At 65.9% G+C, this 19,882-nt stretch carries 17 protein-coding genes and 1 pseudogene; 10 read left to right on the top strand and 8 right to left on the bottom strand.

Going from position 1 to position 19,882, the window contains the following annotated elements; genetic code table 11:
- Positions 1-103, top strand: a 103-nt coding sequence (locus EET13_RS31135; protein WP_244603734.1) for a hypothetical protein, incomplete at its 5' end; no start/stop codon positions are given.
- A gap of 321 nt (positions 104-424) precedes the next feature.
- On the opposite strand, the gene EET13_RS02780 is transcribed toward EET13_RS31135, so the two are convergent.
- The 4 genes from EET13_RS02780 to dnaK are packed head-to-tail and all read right to left on the bottom strand — an operon-like array spanning position 425 to position 4,570.
- Positions 425-796, bottom strand: a complete 372-nt coding sequence (locus tag EET13_RS02780) for a heat shock protein transcriptional repressor HspR (protein WP_122440862.1) — start codon at positions 794-796, stop codon at positions 425-427.
- Positions 796-1,983 carry a molecular chaperone DnaJ gene (dnaJ, locus tag EET13_RS02775; protein ID WP_122440861.1) on the bottom strand — a complete coding sequence of 396 codons (1,188 nt, stop codon included), beginning with the start codon at positions 1,981-1,983 and terminating at the stop codon, positions 796-798. The genes EET13_RS02780 and dnaJ overlap by 1 nt, the downstream gene beginning before the upstream one ends.
- A 59-nt stretch (positions 1,984-2,042) precedes the next feature.
- The gene (gene grpE / locus EET13_RS02770) at positions 2,043-2,708 is read right to left on the bottom strand and encodes a nucleotide exchange factor GrpE (protein WP_122440860.1); all 666 of its coding nucleotides are present in this window, start codon (positions 2,706-2,708) and stop codon (positions 2,043-2,045) included.
- Positions 2,705-4,570, bottom strand: coding sequence for a molecular chaperone DnaK (gene dnaK, locus EET13_RS02765; RefSeq protein ID WP_122440859.1), 1,866 nt, complete (start codon positions 4,568-4,570; stop codon positions 2,705-2,707). The genes grpE and dnaK overlap by 4 nt, the downstream gene beginning before the upstream one ends.
- Before the next feature lie 730 nt (positions 4,571-5,300).
- On the opposite strand from dnaK, the gene EET13_RS02760 reads away from it, so the two are divergent.
- A complete protein-coding gene (locus EET13_RS02760; protein ID WP_122440858.1) occupies positions 5,301-6,728 on the top strand; it encodes an amino acid permease in 1,428 nt (475 codons plus the stop codon).
- Here the strand turns inward: EET13_RS02760 and EET13_RS02755 are convergent.
- Positions 6,717-7,265: a nucleotidyltransferase family protein gene (locus tag EET13_RS02755; protein ID WP_122440857.1), complete on the bottom strand. Its 549-nt coding sequence runs from the start codon at positions 7,263-7,265 to the stop codon at positions 6,717-6,719. The genes EET13_RS02760 and EET13_RS02755 overlap by 12 nt on opposite strands.
- A 338-nt stretch (positions 7,266-7,603) precedes the next feature.
- Here EET13_RS02755 and EET13_RS02750 point away from each other — a divergent pair, with 338 nt between their 5' ends.
- The 7 genes from EET13_RS02750 (at position 7,604) to EET13_RS02720 (ending at position 14,981) form a co-directional block, all read left to right on the top strand.
- The gene (locus tag EET13_RS02750; RefSeq protein WP_122440856.1) at positions 7,604-9,940 is read left to right on the top strand and encodes a xanthine dehydrogenase family protein molybdopterin-binding subunit; all 2,337 of its coding nucleotides are present in this window, start codon (positions 7,604-7,606) and stop codon (positions 9,938-9,940) included.
- Positions 9,937-10,824 (top strand): FAD binding domain-containing protein, encoded by an 888-nt coding sequence (locus tag EET13_RS02745; protein ID WP_122440855.1) that lies wholly within the window; start codon positions 9,937-9,939, stop codon positions 10,822-10,824. The genes EET13_RS02750 and EET13_RS02745 overlap by 4 nt, the downstream gene beginning before the upstream one ends.
- Entirely contained in the window at positions 10,817-11,320 is a 504-nt protein-coding gene (locus tag EET13_RS02740) for a (2Fe-2S)-binding protein (protein ID WP_122440854.1), read from the top strand. The genes EET13_RS02745 and EET13_RS02740 overlap by 8 nt, the downstream gene beginning before the upstream one ends.
- Before the next feature lie 57 nt (positions 11,321-11,377).
- Positions 11,378-11,920, top strand: coding sequence for a hypothetical protein (locus tag EET13_RS02735; RefSeq protein WP_122440853.1), 543 nt, complete (start codon positions 11,378-11,380; stop codon positions 11,918-11,920).
- 36 nt (positions 11,921-11,956) lie between these two features.
- Entirely contained in the window at positions 11,957-12,535 is a 579-nt protein-coding gene (locus EET13_RS02730) for a hypothetical protein (RefSeq protein WP_122440852.1), read from the top strand.
- A gap of 70 nt (positions 12,536-12,605) precedes the next feature.
- Positions 12,606-13,121, top strand: a complete 516-nt coding sequence (locus tag EET13_RS30825) for an oligopeptide transporter substrate-binding protein (RefSeq protein ID WP_211189017.1) — start codon at positions 12,606-12,608, stop codon at positions 13,119-13,121.
- A gap of 90 nt (positions 13,122-13,211) precedes the next feature.
- Complete coding sequence (locus tag EET13_RS02720) at positions 13,212-14,981, top strand: Hsp70 family protein (RefSeq protein ID WP_122440851.1); 1,770 nt, start codon at positions 13,212-13,214, stop codon at positions 14,979-14,981.
- Positions 14,982-14,986: 5 nt separating this feature from the next.
- Here EET13_RS02720 and iniC read toward each other — a convergent pair whose 3' ends face one another.
- The 3 genes from iniC to EET13_RS02705 all read right to left on the bottom strand — a co-directional run bounded on the left by iniC (position 14,987) and on the right by EET13_RS02705 (position 19,388).
- Positions 14,987-16,468: an isoniazid-induced dynamin-like GTPase IniC gene (gene iniC, locus EET13_RS02715; RefSeq protein WP_122440850.1), complete on the bottom strand. Its 1,482-nt coding sequence runs from the start codon at positions 16,466-16,468 to the stop codon at positions 14,987-14,989.
- Positions 16,469-16,484: 16 nt separating this feature from the next.
- Complete coding sequence (gene iniA, locus EET13_RS02710; protein WP_122440849.1) at positions 16,485-18,308, bottom strand: isoniazid-induced dynamin-like GTPase IniA; 1,824 nt, start codon at positions 18,306-18,308, stop codon at positions 16,485-16,487.
- Between the two features lie 102 nt (positions 18,309-18,410).
- Complete coding sequence (locus tag EET13_RS02705) at positions 18,411-19,388, bottom strand: hypothetical protein (protein WP_122440848.1); 978 nt, start codon at positions 19,386-19,388, stop codon at positions 18,411-18,413.
- Between the two features lie 6 nt (positions 19,389-19,394).
- Here EET13_RS02705 and EET13_RS02700 point away from each other — a divergent pair.
- Positions 19,395-19,882, top strand: a pseudogene (locus EET13_RS02700) (thioredoxin reductase); the annotation flags it as partial.

Below are 19,882 nucleotides of genomic sequence, written 5' to 3'. Positions count from 1 at the left end.
ACCCCCACCCACGGTCGCACCCTGCCCCGGACCCACCGGCGAACGCGCCCACTGGTGGTGGTATCAACCCTTCCAACCCCAACCACCACCAACACCCCACTAACGCGGCTACCCGGACCAGCCACCGGCACCGCATCACACCCAAACACCTTGGGACATCGAGAAATCAGCACACAACCCGCTGCTTTCGAATGTTGACAATCGAGGCCGCTAACCAAGCACCCATCGCCGCCGACCCGATACCCAGGGCCTCATCAAGACCCCGCTAACGGCGCCGTTCGCTCACCCGCTCACGCGGGCTCCGCTCACCGGCTCCCGCTAACGGCGCCGTTCGCTCACCCGCTCACGCGGGCTCCGCTCACCGGCTCCCGCTAACGGCGCCGTTCGCTCACCCGCTCACGCGGGCTCCGCTCACCGGCGCGGCTCACCGGCGCGGCTGCCAGAGAACGAGGGCCGTGCTCTTGGGCAACACCGCCAGCTCACGACGTTGATTGGCGCGCAGAACCGCCAACTCCTCGGCCATCTCCTTGATCCTCGCCTGGAGCGCCTCCACCTGATTCGTCAGCTCGATGATGCGCTTGATGCCGGCGAGGTTGACACCCTCTTCCTGCGAGAGTTGCTGCACCTGGCGCAGCAGGTCGACGTCGCGCTGCGAATAGCGGCGCCCGCCACCCGAGGTGCGCCTCGGGCTGACCAAACCCAGCCGGTCATAGTTACGCAGCGTCTGCGCGTGCATGCCCGCCAGCTCGGCTGCCACCGAGATCAGAAACGTCCGCGAGTCGTCCTTTTTAGCCATCAGCGATTACCCGCCCAACCGGCCCTGGGGTTGAAGCCACTGGACCGCTCAGCCGCCGCATAGGCCTGAAGCGCCTCTTCGGCGGCGCCTTCCAAGTTCGGCGGAACGGCCACCTTCACGGTGACAAGCAGGTCGCCGCTCCCGCCGCTGCGCTTGGGCACGCCACGTCCGCGCACCCGCAGGATGCGACCGTCGGCGGTGCCCTTGGGCACCCGGACACCCACGGTCCCGTCCAGCGTCGGTACGGAAAGTGTTGACCCCAAAGCTAGTTCGGCGAAGCTGACCGGAACGGTCACGGTCAGGTCATCACCGTCACGCCCGAACACGGGATGCGGCCGAACGTGCACCGTTACATAGAGGTCTCCCGACGGCGCACCGCGTAACCCCGCTTCACCTTGACCGGGTAGCCTGATCCGCTGCCCGTCTTCAACACCGGGCGGGATCCGCACGTTGATAGTGCGAGTGCGCGTCGTCACGCCAGTGCCTTTGCACTCCTCACATGGGTGCTCGATGATCGAGCCGCTACCCCGGCAATCGGTGCAGGGCTCCGAGAAACCGAATGCACCCTGGTTCCGGTTGATGACACCGGCACCGTTACAGGTCGCGCACACCTTAGGGCTGGTGCCCGGGCGCGCTCCGCTGCCATGGCAGTTGGTGCACGGCGCGGGGCTGGTCAGCCGCAGCGGCATCGCTACGCCCTTGGCGGCCTCCACGAAATCAAGCTCGGTCTCGGTCTCCAGGTCGTTACCGCGTCGCGGCCGACTGGGACGAGCGCTGCCGCCCCGGCCGAACAACCCGCCGAACAAGTCGCCGATATTGGTCCCGCCCGAGCGGCTGGCGGCGTCGAACAAATCATTGAGGTTGAACTCGGCGCCATCGGAGCCATAGCTGCCTCCGCCGAAGCCTCCGAAGCCACCGGAATCGAACCTACGGCCGCCGAACCCGCCGCCGGCGAAAAGCCGGCGCGTTTCGTCGTACTCCTTGCGCTTGGCGGGATCGGTGAGCACTTCCTTCGCTTCAGAGACCGCCTTGTAGCGATCCTCGGCCGCCTTGTTGCCCGGATTTCGGTCCGGATGATTCTCGGCGAGCAGCTTGCGAGCCACCCGCTTGATTTCTTCGGCGGTGGCGTCAGAGGAGACGCCCAGCTCCTTATAGAAGTCTTTCTCGACCCATTCTCGTTGGGCCATTCTGCGTCACCTCCTTACCTTCGTCTCTGTTGTGTTGTTTTCGTCTGTGATTCTCGGCCCTATTCACCGGGCGCGTCGGCGTTATCGCTCGTGTCGGGCTCCTCGGTTTCGACGTGCCCGTCGGCCGGGGGCGGCGTATCCGAGTCGGCCGTGCCGTCGGCAACGGTGTCGACGACGGCGACCAGCGCATTACGCAGGACGTGCTCACCGAGCTGGTAGCCCTGGCGCATGACGGTCCCGATGACCGGCTTGGACCCCTCCCCGCCGTTGCCCTCGTGCTGCACGGCCTCGTGGAGTACCGGGTCGAAGTCCTCGCCCTCGGCGCCGAATGGCTTCAGGCCCAGTCCGGTCAACGCACTCATCAGCTTGTCGGCGACCGCCTTCAGCGGGCCTGAATCCAGGTCACCGTGTTTACGCGCGCGTTCCAAATCGTCGAGAACGTGCAGCAATTGGCTGACGACGGCGGCCTTGGCCCGGTCGGCGGCGGCCTGCTGGTCACGCAGCGCGCGCTTGCGGTAGTTGGCGAAGTCGGCTTGCACCCGTTGCAGGTCAGCCGTCAGCTCGGCAACCTTGTCCGCCCACTTGTCGCTCCCCGCGGGTGCCGTCCCTCCCGGCGTATCGCCGGGAGGGACGTGCCGCACCTCACCCGTCTCGGGATCTATGCGCCGCTTGTCGGTGACCGTCACATGTTCCTGCGGGTTGCCTTCTGAATTTCCGCCGGTCACTTGGCCTCCCGGTCGTCGTCGACCACCTCCGCGTCCACCACGTCGTCGGCTGACCCGGTCTGGCTGTCGCCAGGCTGGGCCGCACCGGCGGTGTCAGCCGCTGCCTGAGTGGCCTCGTAAATTGCCTGCCCGAGCGCCTGCGATTCGTGGCCGAGTTTTTCCATCGCCGACTTGATTGCGGCAATGTCGGACCCACCCAGTGCCGTCTTGGCCTCTGTTACCGCCGCTTCGACCTTGGCCAGCGTCTCCTCGGGCACCTTGGACCCGCCTTCGGCCTCGCGTTGCTCCTTGACAAATTTCTCGGTCTGGTAGACCAGCGTCTCGGCCTGGTTGCGAACGTCGGCCTCCTCGCGGCGCTTGCGGTCCTCCTCGGCGTGCGCCTCGGCGTCCTTGATCATGCGGTCGATCTCTTCCTTGGACAGGCCAGAGCCTTCCTGGATCCGGATGGTGTTCTCCTTGCCGGTGCCCTTGTCCTTGGCGGTGACGTGCACGATGCCGTTGGCGTCGATGTCGAATGTGACCTCGATCTGCGGGACACCGCGCGGCGCCGGCGGGATGCCGGTCAGCTCGAAGGAGCCCAGCAGCTTGTTGTGCGCAGCGATCTCACGCTCACCCTGGTACACCTGGATCTGCACAGACGGCTGGTTGTCGTCGGCGGTGGTGAAGGTCTCCGACCGCTTGGTCGGAATCGTGGTGTTGCGCTCGATCAGCTTGGTCATCACGCCGCCCTTGGTCTCGATACCCAGGCTCAGCGGCGTAACATCAAGCAGCAGAACGTCTTTCACCTCACCCTTAAGGACGCCCGCTTGCAGAGCCGCGCCGATCGCGACAACTTCGTCGGGGTTGACGCCCTTGTTGGGCTCCTTACCGCCGGTGAGCTCCTTGACCAGGTCGGTCACCGCGGGCATCCGGGTGGAACCGCCCACCAGTACGACGTGGTCGATCTGGGACACCGAGATGCCGGTGTCAGCGATCACCGACTGGAACGGCTTGCGGGTACGGTCCAGCAGGTCTTGGGTGATCCGCTGGAACTCTGCCCGAGTCAACTGCTCGTCCAAGAACAACGGGTTCTTGTCGGCGTCGACGGTGATGTAGGGCAGGTTGATCGAGGTTGACTGGCTCGAACTGAGCTCGATCTTGGCCTTTTCGGCGGCCTCACGCAGCCGCTGCATCGCCATCTTGTCCTTGGTCAGGTCGATGCCGCTGGTGCCCTTGAACTTATCCACCAACCAGCTAACGATGCGGTCGTCCCAGTCGTCGCCACCGAGGTGGTTGTCACCGCTGGTGGCTCGGACCTCGACGACGCCCTCGCCGATCTCGAGCAGCGACACGTCAAACGTGCCACCGCCAAGGTCGAAGACGAGGATTGTCTGTTCCTTCTCGCCTTTGTCCAGACCGTAGGCCAGCGCCGCGGCGGTCGGCTCGTTGACGATCCGCAACACGTTGAGGCCGGCGATCTGACCGGCGTCCTTGGTGGCCTGGCGCTGAGCGTCGTTGAAGTAGGCCGGCACGGTGATCACCGCGTCGGTGATGTCCTCACCGAGGTAGGCCTCCGCGTCCCGCTTCAGCTTCATCAGCACGCGTGCGCTGATTTCCGGAGCGGTGTATTTCTTACTGTCGATCTCGATGGACCAATCGCTGCCCATGTGCCGCTTGACGGAACGGATGGTGCGGTCGACGTTGGTCACCGCCTGGTTTTTCGCGGGCTGCCCAACCAGCACCTCGCCGTTACGGGCAAACGCGACGACAGAGGGAGTGGTCCGCGAGCCCTCGGAGTTGGCGACCACGACTGGGTCACCGCCCTCCAGCACGCAGACGACGGAGTTGGTGGTCCCGAGGTCGATTCCGACCGCACGAGCCATGGTGATTCCTCCTGAGTATGTAGAGCTTCGGTACTGCACTATGCTGAGTGAACCCCGCTCAAGCCTGCTCTCACGGGGCCTTACTGTCAACCAGGGTTGAGTCTGGATCACTCAACTTGTCGGTCATGTTAACGGTACGTGCCGCCGTCTTGTTCCCCGGGGTCTGACACCCGGTTGCCTACTCCACTAATTGGCGGGATTCGTCTGAGCCTCCCGGAGGCAAGCCGTCAGGTTGCCGCGGAGTAGCCGTCGGGCTGTCGCGGAGTCGGGCTGTTCACGAGCCGTACCGGAGCACTCGGTGTGCCAACGAATTGCAGCCCATGCGGCTGGAAAAGCTCCTGGTGCCCGCGCTATGGCGTCGACCCATGAGGCCTCATCTATCAAAATGCTCGACGAGCGTGACGTGGCCGCGTCAATGACGCCGCGGCGCCGAACGCCCATCGGCGAGCGTGAGATGGCGGCCCTGAGTGTGTGTTGAGGGTTTCGACCGTGCACTGGCGGTTGAAGTCGCCGGGTTCGGCCCACCCCCAGCACACACTCGACGTCCCCACCACACACTCGACGCCCACAGATACTCGACGCTCACACCACAAACTCGACGCCGCCAACCACACCGCAAATCCGCGCGCAGCTTAGTTTCCCAGGGGTCATGCGTTACCTGGCACCGGTGGGATAGCCTGACAGCCAATCTCGCGGTGTTCCCCCGCACGCCACGCCGATAAGGAATTTGATGGCACCGCCTCCCAGCATGCTCACCCGGGAAGACACGGGTTATCACAAGGACCTCAAAAACCGTCAGCTGCAGATGATCGCGCTCGGTGGCGCCATCGGCACCGGCCTTTTCCTCGGCGCCGGTGGCCGGCTCGCGTCGGCCGGACCGGGGTTGTTTTTGGTCTACGGGGTCTGCGGCATCTTTGTCTTCTTTATTTTGCGCGCCTTGGGCGAATTGGTGCTCCATCGCCCGTCGTCGGGATCATTCGTGTCCTATGCTCGCGAATTCTTCGGCGAGAAAGTGGCCTTCGTAGCGGGCTGGATGTATTTCCTGAACTGGGCTATGACGGGAATCGTCGACACCACCGCGATCGCGCATTACTTCCATTACTGGACGGGTTTCCACATCATCCCGCAATGGGCACTCGCCTTAGCCGCGCTGGTGGTGGTGCTGTCAATGAATCTGATCTCGGTGCGACTTTTCGGAGAATTGGAGTTCTGGGCCGCGCTGATCAAGGTGCTGGCCCTGGTGACCTTCCTCTTTGTGGGCACAATTTTCTTGGCAGGCCGTTTCAAGGTCGACGGTCAGCAGACCGGGATATCGCTGTGGCACAGCCACGGCGGACTCATTCCGGCGGGTCTGCTGCCGCTGGTTCTTGTGACGTCGGGTGTGGTCTTCGCCTATGCCGCAGTCGAATTGGTCGGAATCGCGGCTGGGGAAGCCGCCGAGCCGGAAAAAGTAATGCCCCGCGCGATCAACTCGGTGGTGTTCCGTATCGCGGTCTTCTACATCGGGTCGACGATTTTGCTGGCGCTGCTGTTGCCTTACACCGCCTACCGAAATCACGTGAGTCCGTTCGTGACGTTTTTTTCCAAGATCGGTTTTTCCGGAGGCGGCAGCCTGATGAATATTGTGGTGCTCACCGCGGCTCTCTCGAGCCTGAATGCCGGACTGTATTCCACCGGGCGTATTCTGCGGTCGATGGCAATCAACGGCAGCGGTCCAAAGTTCACCGCGCCGATGTCGAAAAACGGTGTGCCATATGGCGGAATCTTGCTCACCGCCGGTATTGGGCTGTTCGGCATCCTGCTCAATGCCATAAAACCGAGCCAAGCGTTCGAAATCGTATTGCACATCGCCGCGACCGGCGTCATCGTGGCCTGGGCGACGATCGTGGCCTGCCAGCTGCGGCTGCACCGACTGGCGAACGCGGGGCAGCTGCAACGGCCCAGCTTCCGGATGCCGCTGGCCCCTTACAGCGGCTATCTCACGCTCGCTTTCCTGGTCGGCGTCCTGGTCCTGATGATGTTCGACAAAGAGCACGGTCCCTGGATGCTCGGCGCGATGGTCGTGGGAATCCCCGCGCTCATCGGCGGCTGGTTTGCGGTACGACACCGTGTCCTGGCCATTGCCCGGCACACCGTCGAATCGACGTCAACCGGCTGACGGCTCATCGATGTCGATGCCGGTGGCCAGGTCGCCGCATTCGACGACCTCGACATCGGGTGTGAGGCGCAAGTAGGCTGCCGCTCCCTGATCGCCCGACATCGCAGCCAGAACCGCAGGCCAGTGGCTGCGTGCGATCACCACAGGATGGCCGGGCCGCTTCCCGAAGTAGGCCCGCGCCAGGCCACCGCGGGAGCTCAACGCCCGCGTGATGACGCGCTTTACCACCGATGCGCCGACATCGGGTGTATCGACGACGTGCAAGACGGCGAAGTCCGCGCGCATGCGATCAGCCTGAGCGAGGCCGGCGCGCACCGACGCGCTCACGCCCTGTTGCCAATCCGCGGCGGTAACCGCGGTGACGCCATGCGGGGCCGCGACCTGGGCAGCGCCCAGCACCAGAATGACGTCGGCGCATCCACCGCCCAGCAGTGCGGTTACTGCCGCTTCCAACCAGTCTGTTACCAGGACTTTCGGCTTTCCGTACCGCCGTCCGGCCCCCGCGGCCAGCAGGACTCCGACAACGCGGTTACGCACAGCCGGCGCTTCGCGTCGCCGTCACAACCCACCGCGAGAGCTGCACTCTCTCATGATGTCATCGCACTTTTCATGAATCGCTCGTACGTCGGCGCGGCACCCCGGCTTGGTCGAGGGCACGACGAGCGCAGCGGTGACACCACGCCTTCGTCAACCCGGCAGCGGCGCAGCCGGGTGCCTCCCAACGTGTCGCGAGCCGGCCTGGCGCCTGCCTTCGAGGACGCCCGAAACGGCGGTTGCCTATCGACGCCGGTAATCACGCTCTCATATTATGACAGTGTTCTTCTCGTTGGTCGGTGACCGCGCTGTGCCTAGCGCCAGGCATCGGATGGAGCGTCATGACTCAGGATTTGCAGGGGACCAGCGCTACCCCGGCGCCCCGCTACGCCGGTACCCGCGTGCAGCGCGTCGAAGACGCCCGGCTGTTGACCGGACACGGCAGCTTCGTCGACGACATCTCGCGGCCCGGGATGCTGCACGCCTGCTTCGTACGCAGCCCGTTCGCCCGCGCCCGGATCGACCGCATCGACTCCTCAGCGGCGCTGGCACTGCCCGGCGTCCACGCGGTGTTCACCGCCGAAGATCTCAACCCCCAGGTGCGCGAGTCCTGGCACGCCGTCGCCGGTAAGGACGTCCCGGACACGCCGCGGCCCCCGCTGGCCGAAGGTCAGGCCAAGTTCGTCGGCGACCCGGTCGCCCTGGTCATCGCCGAGTCCCGCTATCTGGCCGAGGATGCGGTCGAATTGGTCGACGTCGACTACGAGCCCCTCCCGGCGATCGTCGACTTCACCCAAGCCCCATCCGCGGATGTGCTGGTACACGACAGCTACCCGACCAATGTCGCCGGGGGGATGGGGGCGCCGCCGGACGAAAGCCTTTTCGTCGCCTCGCCATACGTGGTAGACGAGCATTTCTCCCAGCAGATCTATCTGCCGGTGCCGATCGAGACTCGCGGGCTGGTCGTCGAATGGGCGGCGGCTTCCGGCGAACTGACCATCTGGGCGTCGACCCAGACACCACACGAATTGCGAGCATTCTGTGCGCGTCTGTTAGGCATTGCCGCACAACGGGTTCGGGTGATCGCACGCGATACCGGCGGCGGCTTCGGCCAGAAGGTCGTCCCGATGCGCGAAGACATGTGCATCATGCTGGCCGCCCGTAAGGTGCCCGCGGCTCTGAAGTGGATCGAGGACAGACGCGAGAACCTGATGTCGGCCGGGCAGGCGCGCCACGTCGACGGCCGGGCCAGGATGGCGTTCGATGACCAGGGCGACATCGCAGCGGCGGACATCAACTTCGTACAGGACATCGGGGCTTATCCGACGCCATACCCCGTGTTCACCACGGCCGCCATCGGCATGTTCTTCCCCGGGCCGTACCGCGTGCCCAAGGCCAGCTTCAACTACAAGACGGTCTTCTCCAACACCGCTGGTCTGGCGGCCTACCGCGGTCCATGGCAGTTCGAAAGCCTGGCGCGCGAAGTACTTCTCGACATCGCCGCGCGCAAGATGAACATCGATCCCGTCGAGCTGCGCCGGCGCAACCTGCTGCGCCGCGACGAGACGCCCTACTTCAACCCCAACGGAATGCCGTATGACCACGTCGCTCCGATCGAAACGTTCGAGCAGGCCGTAAAAATCGTGGACCACGAGGGTTTCCGTAAGGAACAGCGGGAAGCTCTGGCGCACGGGCGCTACCTAGGCCTGGGTTTCTCGGCCTACATCGAGGCCACGGGAGCCGCCACCGGTCACATGGCTACCGAAGGCGCCACCATCCGCATGGAACCGACTGGCAAGATCACCGTCTACGTCAATGGCGGATCGAGCGGAAACAGCTTGGAAACCACCGTTATTCAGCTGACCGCTGACGTAATGGGCGCGGATTTCGACGACGTGGGCACCATCCAGGGCGATACCGCCACCACCCCGTACGGGGCCGGAACCCAGGGCAGCCGTAGCGGGCCGATGACCGCCGGAGCCGTCAGCGAGGCGGGGGGCACGCTGCGGGAGAAGGTTCTCAAGCTCGCCGCACACCACCTGAAGGTAACCGAATCCGAAGTGGAACTGGCACATTCGCGCGCCGCCGTACGCGGCGATCCATCCAGACAGGTGACTTTCGGCGAACTGGCAGACATGGCCTACTACTCACCGCAGCAGTTGCCTGCGGGAATGTCGCCCACTTTGGAAGCAACCGCTCGGTTCTACTCGCCCAACCCAATTCACTGGGCCAACGCGACGCACGCCTGCACCTGCGAAGTGGACACCGCGACCGGCAGGGTCACACTGCTGCGCTACATAGTCAGCGAAGACGTCGGGCCCATGATCAACCCGGCGATCGTGGAGGGCCAGATCGCCGGCGGAACGGTCCAGGGTATCGGTGGCGCATTGCTGGAAAACCTCGTCTACGACGACGACGGCAACCCGCTGGCCACCACATTCGTCGACTACCTGGTGCCCACCGCCACCGACGTCCCGCTGATCGAATACGGCCACGTCGAGATACCGGGTCCGGGCCCGGGCGGATACAAAGGTGTGGGCGAAGGCGGGGCCATCGGCTCGGTGCCCGCAGTGATCAACGCGATCAACGACGCCCTGGCGCCGCTGGGCGTGACCGTAACCCGGCTGCCGGCCAGTCCGGCGTCGATCGTCTCGCTGCTGGAAGAGGCATCACGATGAAGCCCGCAGCCTTCGACTACCACCGTCCCGGCACCGTCGAAGAAGCGGTGGGACTGTTGGCCGAACTCGGCGATGAGGCGAAAATCCTTGCTGGAGGCCAGAGTCTGGTGCCGATGTTGTCGATGCGGCTGGCCTACTTCGACCATCTCATCGACATATCCCGGCTGCCCGAGCTGCGAGGCATCCAAGCCCGCGGCGATCAACTGTGGATCGGAGCGGGCACCACCGAGACCGAGGTGGGAACGAATGCACACGTACGCCATGCAGTTCCGCTGCTGAGCTTGGCGACACCATTCGTCGGTCACTTCCAGATCCGCAACCGCGGCACCTTGGGCGGATCCATCGCGCATGCCGACGCGGCGGGTGAATACCCGGCGGTGGCGCTGGCCCTGGACGCGGTGCTGGAGGTGCTCTCGGCGCGTGGGCGCCGCGATATCGCCGCCGCGGATTTCTTCGCCGGCCTGTGGGAGACGACGATGGCGCCGGACGAAGTGCTCACCGGCGTGCGTTTTCCCCAGTGGGATAGCCGATCCGGCTTCGCCGTGCGCGAATTTGCGCGCCGGCACGGTGATTTCGCGATCGCAGGTGCGGTTATCGCAGTCCGGGTCGACGACCATGGCCGGGTATCGCGCTGCGCGATCGGGTTGTTGGGCCTGGGAGCCACCCCCAAGCGCGCGACAGCAGCCGAAACGGCGGTCACCGGCGTGCCACTGTTCGAGGTGATACCGGAAGAGGTCGGCCGGGCCGCCATGTCGGGACTCGACGACATTCCGTCGGACCTGCAAGGGTCGGCGGCGTATCGCAGCCGGGTGGGTGCGGCCATGACAGCGCGCGCCTGGATCCAGGCAGCCCAACAAGCAAGCGCCGGAGCCACTTATGCATGAGCGATCAGTCACTTTCTCGGTCAACGGCAAGACCGTCGCCGCCAGCATCGAACCGCGGATGACGTTGGCGGACTTCCTCCGTGACAAATGCGGTCTCACCGGCACTCATCTCGGGTGCGAACACGGTGCCTGCGGCGCTTGCACCGTGTTGCTGGACGGCGCAGCCGTGCGCTCGTGCCTGCTGTTCGCGGTCCAGGCCGACGGGATGGAGGTAACCACGGTAGAGGGTGTCGCATCAGCCGGCGGTGAGCTGTCACCGGTGCAGTCGGCCCTGCGCGAGTGTCATGGACTGCAATGCGGCTTTTGCACCCCGGGTTTCGTCATGTCGATCACCGCGTTGCTGAACGACAATCCGCAGCCCACTGCCGACCAGATACGCGAAGCTCTCTCCGGCAACTTCTGCCGATGCACCGGCTACCAGGGCATCATCGCGGCGGCGCGCCGGGCCGCAGAACTAATGACCCACACCGAAGCCGAAGGCGCGTCACTGCGGTAACTTGCCTCACCTGCTGCGTAATCTGAGTTTGGTCTTTGAGAATCTTGGGAGTAGCGCGTGCGGTTATTGCAGATCGGGGCGGTCCTGCTGGCAGCAGGTGCGCTCGGTGCCGGATGCGATTCCACCATTGACGGCAGGCCGATCGCCGAACCGGGTTCAGGGCCGATAGAGCCGTCGTTTCCGACCCCGCGGCCAAGCACCTCGCCGCCGGCCAGCACGGCGCCGACAACGCCGGCCAGCCCGACTACGCCGGCCGGTGCCATCCCGTTGCCGCCCGACCAGAACGGTTACGTCTTCATCGAGACCAAATCCGGCCAGACCCGCTGCCAGATCAACAAAGACAGCGTCGGCTGCGAGGCACCGTTCACCAATTCCCCCATCAAAGACGGCGAGCATGCCAACGGCGTGCACATCACCGCCGCGGGCACGGTGCAGTGGGTCCTCGGCAATCTCGGCGCCATCCCCACGGTCACCATCGACTACAAGACCTACGACGCGCAGGGCTGGACCATCACCGCCACCACCGACGGCACCCGCTTCCAGAACAACAGCACCGGACACGGCATGTTCGTCAGCATCGACCGCGTCAACACCTTCTGAGCCGGGTAGCGCCGCCGCGTCAGTACCATCGGTTTTGTGGCACGCTACGGACCACCCGAAGACTTCCACAACCAGCCGACACAGTATGGCGGCTTCGGAGCGGGCGGATACCCGCCGGCAGGCCGACCCCCGCCGCAGCAGCCAGCTCAGCACCCCGGACCGCAGGCCCAGTACGGGCCACCACCTGATCAACCCCCGCCCGACCATCCCGAGCTCCCCGAGCAACACGACGTCAGCGAAGAGCCCAAGCCTTGGTATCGCAAACCTGCGACCTTGATCGGCTGGGCGCTGCTGTGCCTGATCCTCATCGCGCTCATCATCTACGGCATCACCCAGCTGGTCAGTGACCAGCAGGGCACCAACCCCGCTCCGACCACCACGACGACTACTACCCCCACTACGACCAGCACCGCGGAGTCGACCACCACCACGACTGAGTCACCGACCACGACGACCGCGGAGGCTCCGCCGGCCACCACTCCGCGAGGCCAGCCGCCGGCTCAGCAGCCGACGCAGGCCCCCACGCGGCACTTCCCGCATCTACCGCCGTTGCCCTCGGTGATCACCATCCCGGGAATGCCGTCGCCGATCACGCTGCCGCCGAACCTTCCGTAAGGCTGCTGATCGGTAACGGTCCGCGTGGCTGTCGTAGGCCGGTGGGCTTCGCGGGCTAGCATCTGCGGCCGTGGCCAGGTCCGACCCGCCCGATTACGGCACCGATGACCCGACCGTCTATGGCAATTGCGGATACGGCGACGGCCCAGGCGGATACGCACAACAGCCGCAACCGACGCCCCCCACCCCGGGATGGCGCAAACCGCTGGCATTGGCCGGCTGGGGCCTACTGATCGCAGCCCTCATCGCGCTGATCGTGTACGGCATCATCCAGCTTGCCCATGGGCGCCCCACTCCCGCGTCGGTCACAACCACCGTCACGGTCACCACCACTTCGCCGACGACCACCACAACGGTGCCAACCACGACCACCCGGCCCACGACTACCACCACCACGACACCGACGAGCACGACACCGACGACCACGACCACACCCACGACGAGCACGACACCGACGACCACGACGGCACCCACGACGACCACCACGACACCCACGGCCAACCCGCCAGCCGGAGCGCTGCCGGCGCTGCCGTCGCAAATCACGCTGCCCATACCGACGGTGATCAATTTGCCGCCGGGCCTTTGAGCCGATCCCCCCGATTCGACGGCGGCTATCGTGGGGAACGTCCGTCGGCCACCGCTCGCCGGCACAGCAATGGACCACAGGGGGTGCGAGATGAGCGTTTCGCTCGGGTTGTCGATCGGGGTGGCCAACCTGGTCGCGGCTCGGGTGGATGGCCCTCCGGTCCGACGGGCATCGGTGTTACGGCTGTTCGAGCATCGGGCATCCGAAGTGGGCCTGCCAGAAGAAAATCCGAACTCTACCGAGCCCGGACTGGTGCTGCGCGGTTTCGTCGAGCGGGTCGGCGACCCGGCCCCCCTGGTGGCCGCCGACGGGACAAGGCACCAGGGCGAGGCTCTCACTGCCGAAGCGCTCAACGCCATGGCGCACGCCGTCGGCTACGGCACACCGGTCACGGTCGCGGCTCCGGCGTACTGGTCCGAGGGCCAGTTCGCCGCGCTGCGTGCAGCGCTGCTCACCCAGCCCGCGTTGGCGCCCGACGGCGTGCCAGCGACGGTGCTCTCCGATGCCACGGCCTCGCTGGCGGCGCTGCATGCCAGGCCCGGATGCCCGACCAGTGGCATCGTCGCGCTGTGCGACTTCGGCGCCGGTGGCACGAGCGTAACCTTGGCCGACGCCGGTTCGAACCTTCAGCAGCTGGGTCCCACATTCCGATACCGCGAGTTCTCCGGTGACGAAATCGATCAGCTCGTCCTGGGGCACCTGCTCAGAGTGGCCCCCGATGTCGACAGCACCGAAGTGTCGGCGACCGCAACCCGCATGGGGTCGGTGACGCGTCTGCTTGGTGGCTGCCGCTCCGCCAAGGAGCAACTGTCGGCTGTGTCGACGGCCACCATTGCGACGGGCGCCGCTGACGGGGGTGTTCGGTTGTCGCGCAACGAGTTTGAGCAGTTGATCACCGACCCGTTGGACCGCTTCGGCGGCTTTGTCGAAAACATGTTGCAGCGCAACGGGTTCCGGGCGACGCTGGCCGCTGTGGCCACCGTTGGTGGCGGCGCCGCGATCCCGCTGGTCACCGCTCGCCTGTCGGAACGCCTGCAGGTGCCCGTCTTCACCACGCCGCAACCGATGTTCGGCGCCGCGATCGGCGCGGGTCTACTTGGCCAGGAACAATTGTCGGCGGGCGCCCCGACCGGTGCCGGACCCGCCGTCGACGCCCCGACACACATCGTCGGCGCTGTCGTCCCGCCCACCGACGCAGCCCCAACGGCCTGGGTTAGCCCGCCCGCCACCGAACCGGCATACGTCCCCCTGGCCTGGTCTGAGGACGCCAACACCGGCAACGAACCGGTGCCCTACACCGGCCCCGACGCTACCGGTGAATATGGGCGCACCGCAACGGCTTTCGATCAGCAGAGCAGCCAGCCGCCGGCCACCGAAGCCGAATCTCTGCCGTGGTACAAGCGCGCTGCCGTGGTCTTCAGCCTGGCCGCGGCAGGGCTGGCCATTCTGGTCGCGGTGGTACTGGGACTGACGCTTGGCCCGAGCAAGAGCAAGCCCGTCAACACCACATCGCCGGTCCCCCCACCGTCACCGCAGACGGTGACGGTGGTCGGGCCGAACAACAGCCCCACGGTGACGGTGATAACACCGAACACCACAACGCCGCCGCCGGCCACCACGACAACCAACCCGCCGGTGACCACCACGACCACGGCGACCACGACCACAACCACGCAGCCCTCCACGATCACAACCACCACCACGACTGCTCCACCGACCACGACAACCACCCAGCCGACCACAACAAAGCCGACCACCACCGCCCCACCGACCACTACCGCGCCGCCGACAACCACTCAAAAGCCGCCGACGACGACGGCGGCGCCCGTCACACCGACCACCGCGGCACCGGGGGCCTAGCGCCGTTAACGCCGTGCGGCGAATCCGGCCACCATTGCCTCCGCACTGCGCACCGCCGCGCGACAGACCCTGGTGGTGAATGGATCGTTGAGCGGATGTTCGGCTCGGCGGCGCCAACGTTGCACCGCGGCCAACGCAGCGCGCGGACCGTCAACGCAGTTCTCGGGACTCAGGCCCAGCCGGGCCGCGGGACTGGTACCGGAGCCACCGATGATGCGGCGCAACGACGCGAGTTCATCGGCATTCAATGTCGTTGTCCGCGAAGGCAACAGACTGAGCACTCGGAGTTCCTCGAAAGCATGGGTGTCGGCCAGCAGCGGGTCGATGTCGGCAATCACATACGGAGTGGCCATGACCGGGTGCACCTGCACGAACCGCCGTAACGACACCAACGCGGTATGCGCCTTGAGCATGTCGGCCCGCTGCGCGAACTGCTGATCGATCATATTGCGAAGCTCCACCAGCCCGCTGCGCTCCAGCAATTCGGTGGCCAGCCCCGACGAATCGATGATCCCGGCCGCCAGCAGGGCAATCGAAATGCGGATGCCGAACATGCCGAACCGCTCGAGCAGCTGCGCACGCGTGCCTGCATCCACCGGTAACGAACTATCCGGCCGGACAAAACGATCCACGCTTAGCAGGGCTTTGTTGAGTTCGGCGGCATCTGCGCCAGCCAGTTTCTTCAGTGCGACGAACTCGGCCTGGCGCAGGGTGCGCGCGGTCAGGGCGAGTAGCCCGGATACCGGTACCACCGCCTGACAGACGCCGGTGCGGCTCAGCTCGCTGGTGAACCGCTTGGCCACATCTTTGGCTGACACCATGGCGTCGATGCGCCCCGCGCCGATCTCGTCAGCCCGCGACGCCACACCGATGATGCCCAGCGCGCCCGCCGAACCACCCACGAGCCCGCCTATCTGTTTGAGCAATGCAACGTCTGCGGCGTTGAGCGTGCGAAGCAGGAACACCACCGCGTCCACCCGCGGCACCCCGTCTGCGGGCACCAAGAGCCGTAGGGTGCGCTCGGAGGCGTCGCGCGCCAGCGACGACGTGCCCGGGGTGTCGATGATGGTGGCGCCCGCCAATTCCTCGGCGGGCCACTCGACGTCTAGGTCGACGATGTCGACGGGGTCGAGCCGGCTCAAGTCGAAACTCAGACCGTCCCGATGGGTGATCGGCACATTCGTGCGGCGCCCGCCGCGGTGGTTTGCGGTGACCCGCGGGGCCGGACCGTGCCGGAACCAGGTCACGATCCGGGTTGCCTCGGTGGCATCGGTCGGGGCGATGTCGTCGCCGACAAGCGCGTTGACCAGAGTGGATTTGCCCGCCTTGAGCGTGCCGGCCAACGCGATACGGATCGGTTCGCTCAACCGCGCCCTGATGCGCTCGAGCTCGTAGAAGACATCTGCCCGCTGCCGGTAGGCCGGCTCACCTCGGTAGGCCTCGATGGTTCCACCCAGAATCGCGCGGACCCGATCGGTTGTGCTCACTCTCGTCCTAGCGGCGTCAGCATGGCTTCAACTTGCGCAGGTTGTCGGTCACTTGGTTCAGGATGTGCAGCTGTCGCTCGAGTTCGCGAATCCTGTTGTCGCGCTCGGCTTCTTCCAGGTGTGCCGCGGTGACGGTGGCTTGTAGGGATTCGTTCAACGATCGGGTGAGCTCATTGGCGATATCGCGGTAGTGGTCGCGCAACGTGCGCTGGATCATCTTGAGCCGGTCGCGCGATTCTTTGCCGACCACGAACGAGACGTCGTCGACGAAGCGCCGCACATTGGTCTTGGCCTCGGCGCGGGCCCGTAGCAGCCGGTTCTCCTTGTCCTCCTTATAGGCCATCCGTCCGAGGATCAACCCGGCTCCGACCGACACGGGGTTGAATAGCCCGAGTCCGGCTACCGAGGACAACATGCCGATCATCACCACGCCGCCGTAGGAACCCCGCAAACCGGTGACCATTTTGTGAGCTTTGCCGGCGGGCTTGGATTCCAGCCGGGCCAGCGCCTTGAGTTGGCCGAAATCGCCACCCATGGCGCGCTTGCTGAGCTCCGGGGACACCACCGAATCCAGTCCCGCATCGGTGAACGAGCGGGCGACGTCGTCCGCCAACGCTTCGGCGCGATGATATGCCCAGACGAAGTTGTCCCCGACGGCGGTGGCGATGGCGTTTTCCACGTCGGCGCCGATCTCGGCCCAGTGCAGCGTCGGGTCACACGAATCAATTTGCCGCTCAGCGTCTTCGGTGACCGCGCGGAAGCGTGCCCGCAAGTCGTGGTCCACGTCGGTGCTCAGGTCGGTGAAACCGTCATTGAGCACCTGCTGCCACAACGCGGTCTGCAGCAGCGCATCCTGGGCTTCGCGCTTGCGGCCCTCCAAGTCGGAAGCCAGCCGGTCTCGCATCGCCGGGTCGTTGATGACCGACAATTCCGAACCGACGGATATCGCTAATTGCTCTGCCGCCGAATGTATTTCACGTAGAACTTCGTCGCGCACCCGGTCGGTCTCACGGGACAGCACCTTTTCGCTGAGGAACTTCACGATCGCCGGGAAGTTGGATTCTTCGTTGAGTTCCTTGTCGTTCAGCGTGACGGCGTGACTGCGCAACAGCGACGAGACTCCGATGATCGGCATGGGCACGCGGGCCCGCTGCAGGTGCGCGGCGTTGGTGTTGACGATCTCGCGCCAATGTGGGTACAGGTCGGTTTTGGTGGCCACCACCACCCCAACCGGACAAACCTGGTGAGCCTTACGTAAGAACCACATCTCCGGTTCGGTGAATTCCTGGCTGGCGTCGCTGACCATCAGCAAGGCGTCGGCGTCGGGCAGCAGCCCCAATGTTGCCGACAGATGCGGCTGCCCGTGGCCCCCCACACCGGGGGTGTCGATGAACGTCAGCCCGCCCTGCAGTAGGGGACTCGGCGCGCCGATCTCGACTCGCAGTACGGCGCGGCCGTGGGCCTGCGGGGCCCGACGCAGATCGGTGGTGATGTCGTCGACCGGAACGTCGACGGCGGTGGTCTCACCGGCGGGTCCCGCGGCCAGGATGATCCGAGCCGACGGCTGGGCGCTGTAGCTGACGACGGTGATCACGACGGTGGCCTCGTCGTCTCCCACTCGCGCCACCGGCAGATTGAGTAGCGCGTTGAGCAGCTGGCTCTTTCCCTGCTTGAGCTGGCCTGCGATCACCACCCGGATGCGCGGGTCGGTGATCCGCTGGCGGGCGCGCCGCAACCGTCCCGCCAGATCACCACGTTCGTTGAGTTCGGCGATCGCGATGGTGTGATCGATCAGCTCGATGATCACACCGACCCGACGCGGGTCATCGGGTTGAGTCACCGCTCTGCCCCACTTTCTCGATCGCCTGCAAATACGGTAGGCGCACGAACCGGCGGGGACCACGAAGGTCCCCGCCGGTTTTTCCGCGCCGGTTTCGCCGAATCAGAACCCGTGCGGACCCATCGGCCCGTGTGACGGCGGCTCGGTGTGGATCGGCGGCGTGTGCGGCACCGGCGGCTCATGGTCGAACACCGAGGGGCTCGGCGGCTCGTGCTGGACTGGCGCCTCGACCGACACATGCTCCTGCGGCGCGATCACCGGCGCGTGCTCAATCGGAGGAGTATGCGACGGCGGAGGAGTATGCGACGGCATCGACGTCGGCATCGGGGCATGCGGCGTCGGTGCGCTGATCACCGGCGGGTTCACGCCGGTGGGGCCGACCGTCGCCGGGTCGTGAATGACCGGACCTTGAGCCGCGGGACCCGCCATCTGGCCATCAGCCCCGGCGCCCACGCCACCCTGGATGACCGGACCGTGGGCCGCGGGCACGGTGGGGCCATGCTCAACTGGCGTGCTACTCGTACTACTCACACCGCCGCCGAGCGCGGCGCCTTCCTGGCCGAGGATGCCGCCATGCGCCCCGCCAGCTGCGGTTCCGCCAATTCCGGCTTGACCACCGATGCTGGTCTCGCCGCCGACACCGGCAGCTGTGCCGCCCAGCCCGGTCACCGTTCCGCCGCCCAGCCCGGTAGCGCTGCCGCCGCCGAGTCCGGTGGTTGTGCCGCCGGCGACGGTATGGGTGCTTGCGCTTGTCCCAGCTGGAGCCAGACCCGCCGATTGAGATGCCGCGTGGGCACCCAGTGCGGTGCTTTCGCTGGTCAGGATGTCGCTGCGGCCGCTCGCTCCAAGGCCCAAGCCGACCCCGCTGGTAACACCGGTTTGACCGCCTACGCCGACGCCGGCCAACGGACCGGAGATGTGCGGGGTAGCAGCACCGCTCAGGGCAGCGCCTTCGCTGGCGATCAAACCAGCCTGGCCGGTTGCCCCCAACGATGCGGTGCCGCCAATACCGGGCAGTCCGCTGACGTTGGTTACGCCAGCGATCCCACCACCCGCTGAGGCGGCTGCACCACCGCTCAACGCTGCGTGTCCGCCTATGCCGAGACCGGCCTGGCTGGCGATGCCCGCCTGACTGGCAATACTGGCCTGACTCGCAATACCCGCCTGACCAGCGATACCCGCCTGACCAGCGATACCCGCCTGACCAGCGATACCCGCCTGACTCGCAATACCGGCCTGACCAGCGATACCCGCCTGGCCAGCGATAGCGCCACCGGCAGTTGCGGCCGACTGACCTCCAATACCCGCCGCTCCGCCGACAGCGCCACCAGCCTGGCCGCCAATGCCACCCTGGCCGCCAACACCGAGCTTGCCGCCGAGACCGCCACTGGCCTGACCACCGATCACGCCACTGGCCTGACCACCCAGGCCGCCGCTGATGCCACCGCCAATCACGCCACCGGCTTGAGCGCCAACCACGCCACCGGCCTGACCACCAATCGCACCAACGGCTTGACCACCCAGACCAAACGCGGCACCGCCCCCGAAGGCGGCATCCCCACCGAGCCCCCACC

The organism is Mycobacterium attenuatum (genome assembly GCF_900566085.1).
Lineage (GTDB): Bacteria > Actinomycetota > Actinomycetes > Mycobacteriales > Mycobacteriaceae > Mycobacterium > Mycobacterium attenuatum.
The sequence above is the reverse complement of the archived record's forward strand: the minus strand, read 5'-3'. Positions and strand labels throughout refer to the sequence as shown.

Bases quoted from the DNA above. Each gene is read 5' to 3' on its own strand.
- EET13_RS02780 (WP_122440862.1), bottom strand. From the start codon at position 796: ATGGCTAAAAAGGACGACTCGCGGACGTTTCTGATCTCGGTGGCAGCC.
- EET13_RS02750 (WP_122440856.1), top strand. From the start codon at position 7,604: ATGACTCAGGATTTGCAGGGGACCAGCGCTACCCCGGCGCCCCGCTAC.
- EET13_RS02720 (WP_122440851.1), top strand. From the start codon at position 13,212: ATGAGCGTTTCGCTCGGGTTGTCGATCGGGGTGGCCAACCTGGTCGCG.
- EET13_RS02740 (WP_122440854.1), top strand. From the start codon at position 10,817: ATGCATGAGCGATCAGTCACTTTCTCGGTCAACGGCAAGACCGTCGCC.
- EET13_RS02745 (WP_122440855.1), top strand. From the start codon at position 9,937: ATGAAGCCCGCAGCCTTCGACTACCACCGTCCCGGCACCGTCGAAGAA.
- dnaJ (WP_122440861.1), bottom strand. From the start codon at position 1,983: ATGGCCCAACGAGAATGGGTCGAGAAAGACTTCTATAAGGAGCTGGGC.
- EET13_RS02760 (WP_122440858.1), top strand. From the start codon at position 5,301: ATGGCACCGCCTCCCAGCATGCTCACCCGGGAAGACACGGGTTATCAC.
- dnaK (WP_122440859.1), bottom strand. From the start codon at position 4,570: ATGGCTCGTGCGGTCGGAATCGACCTCGGGACCACCAACTCCGTCGTC.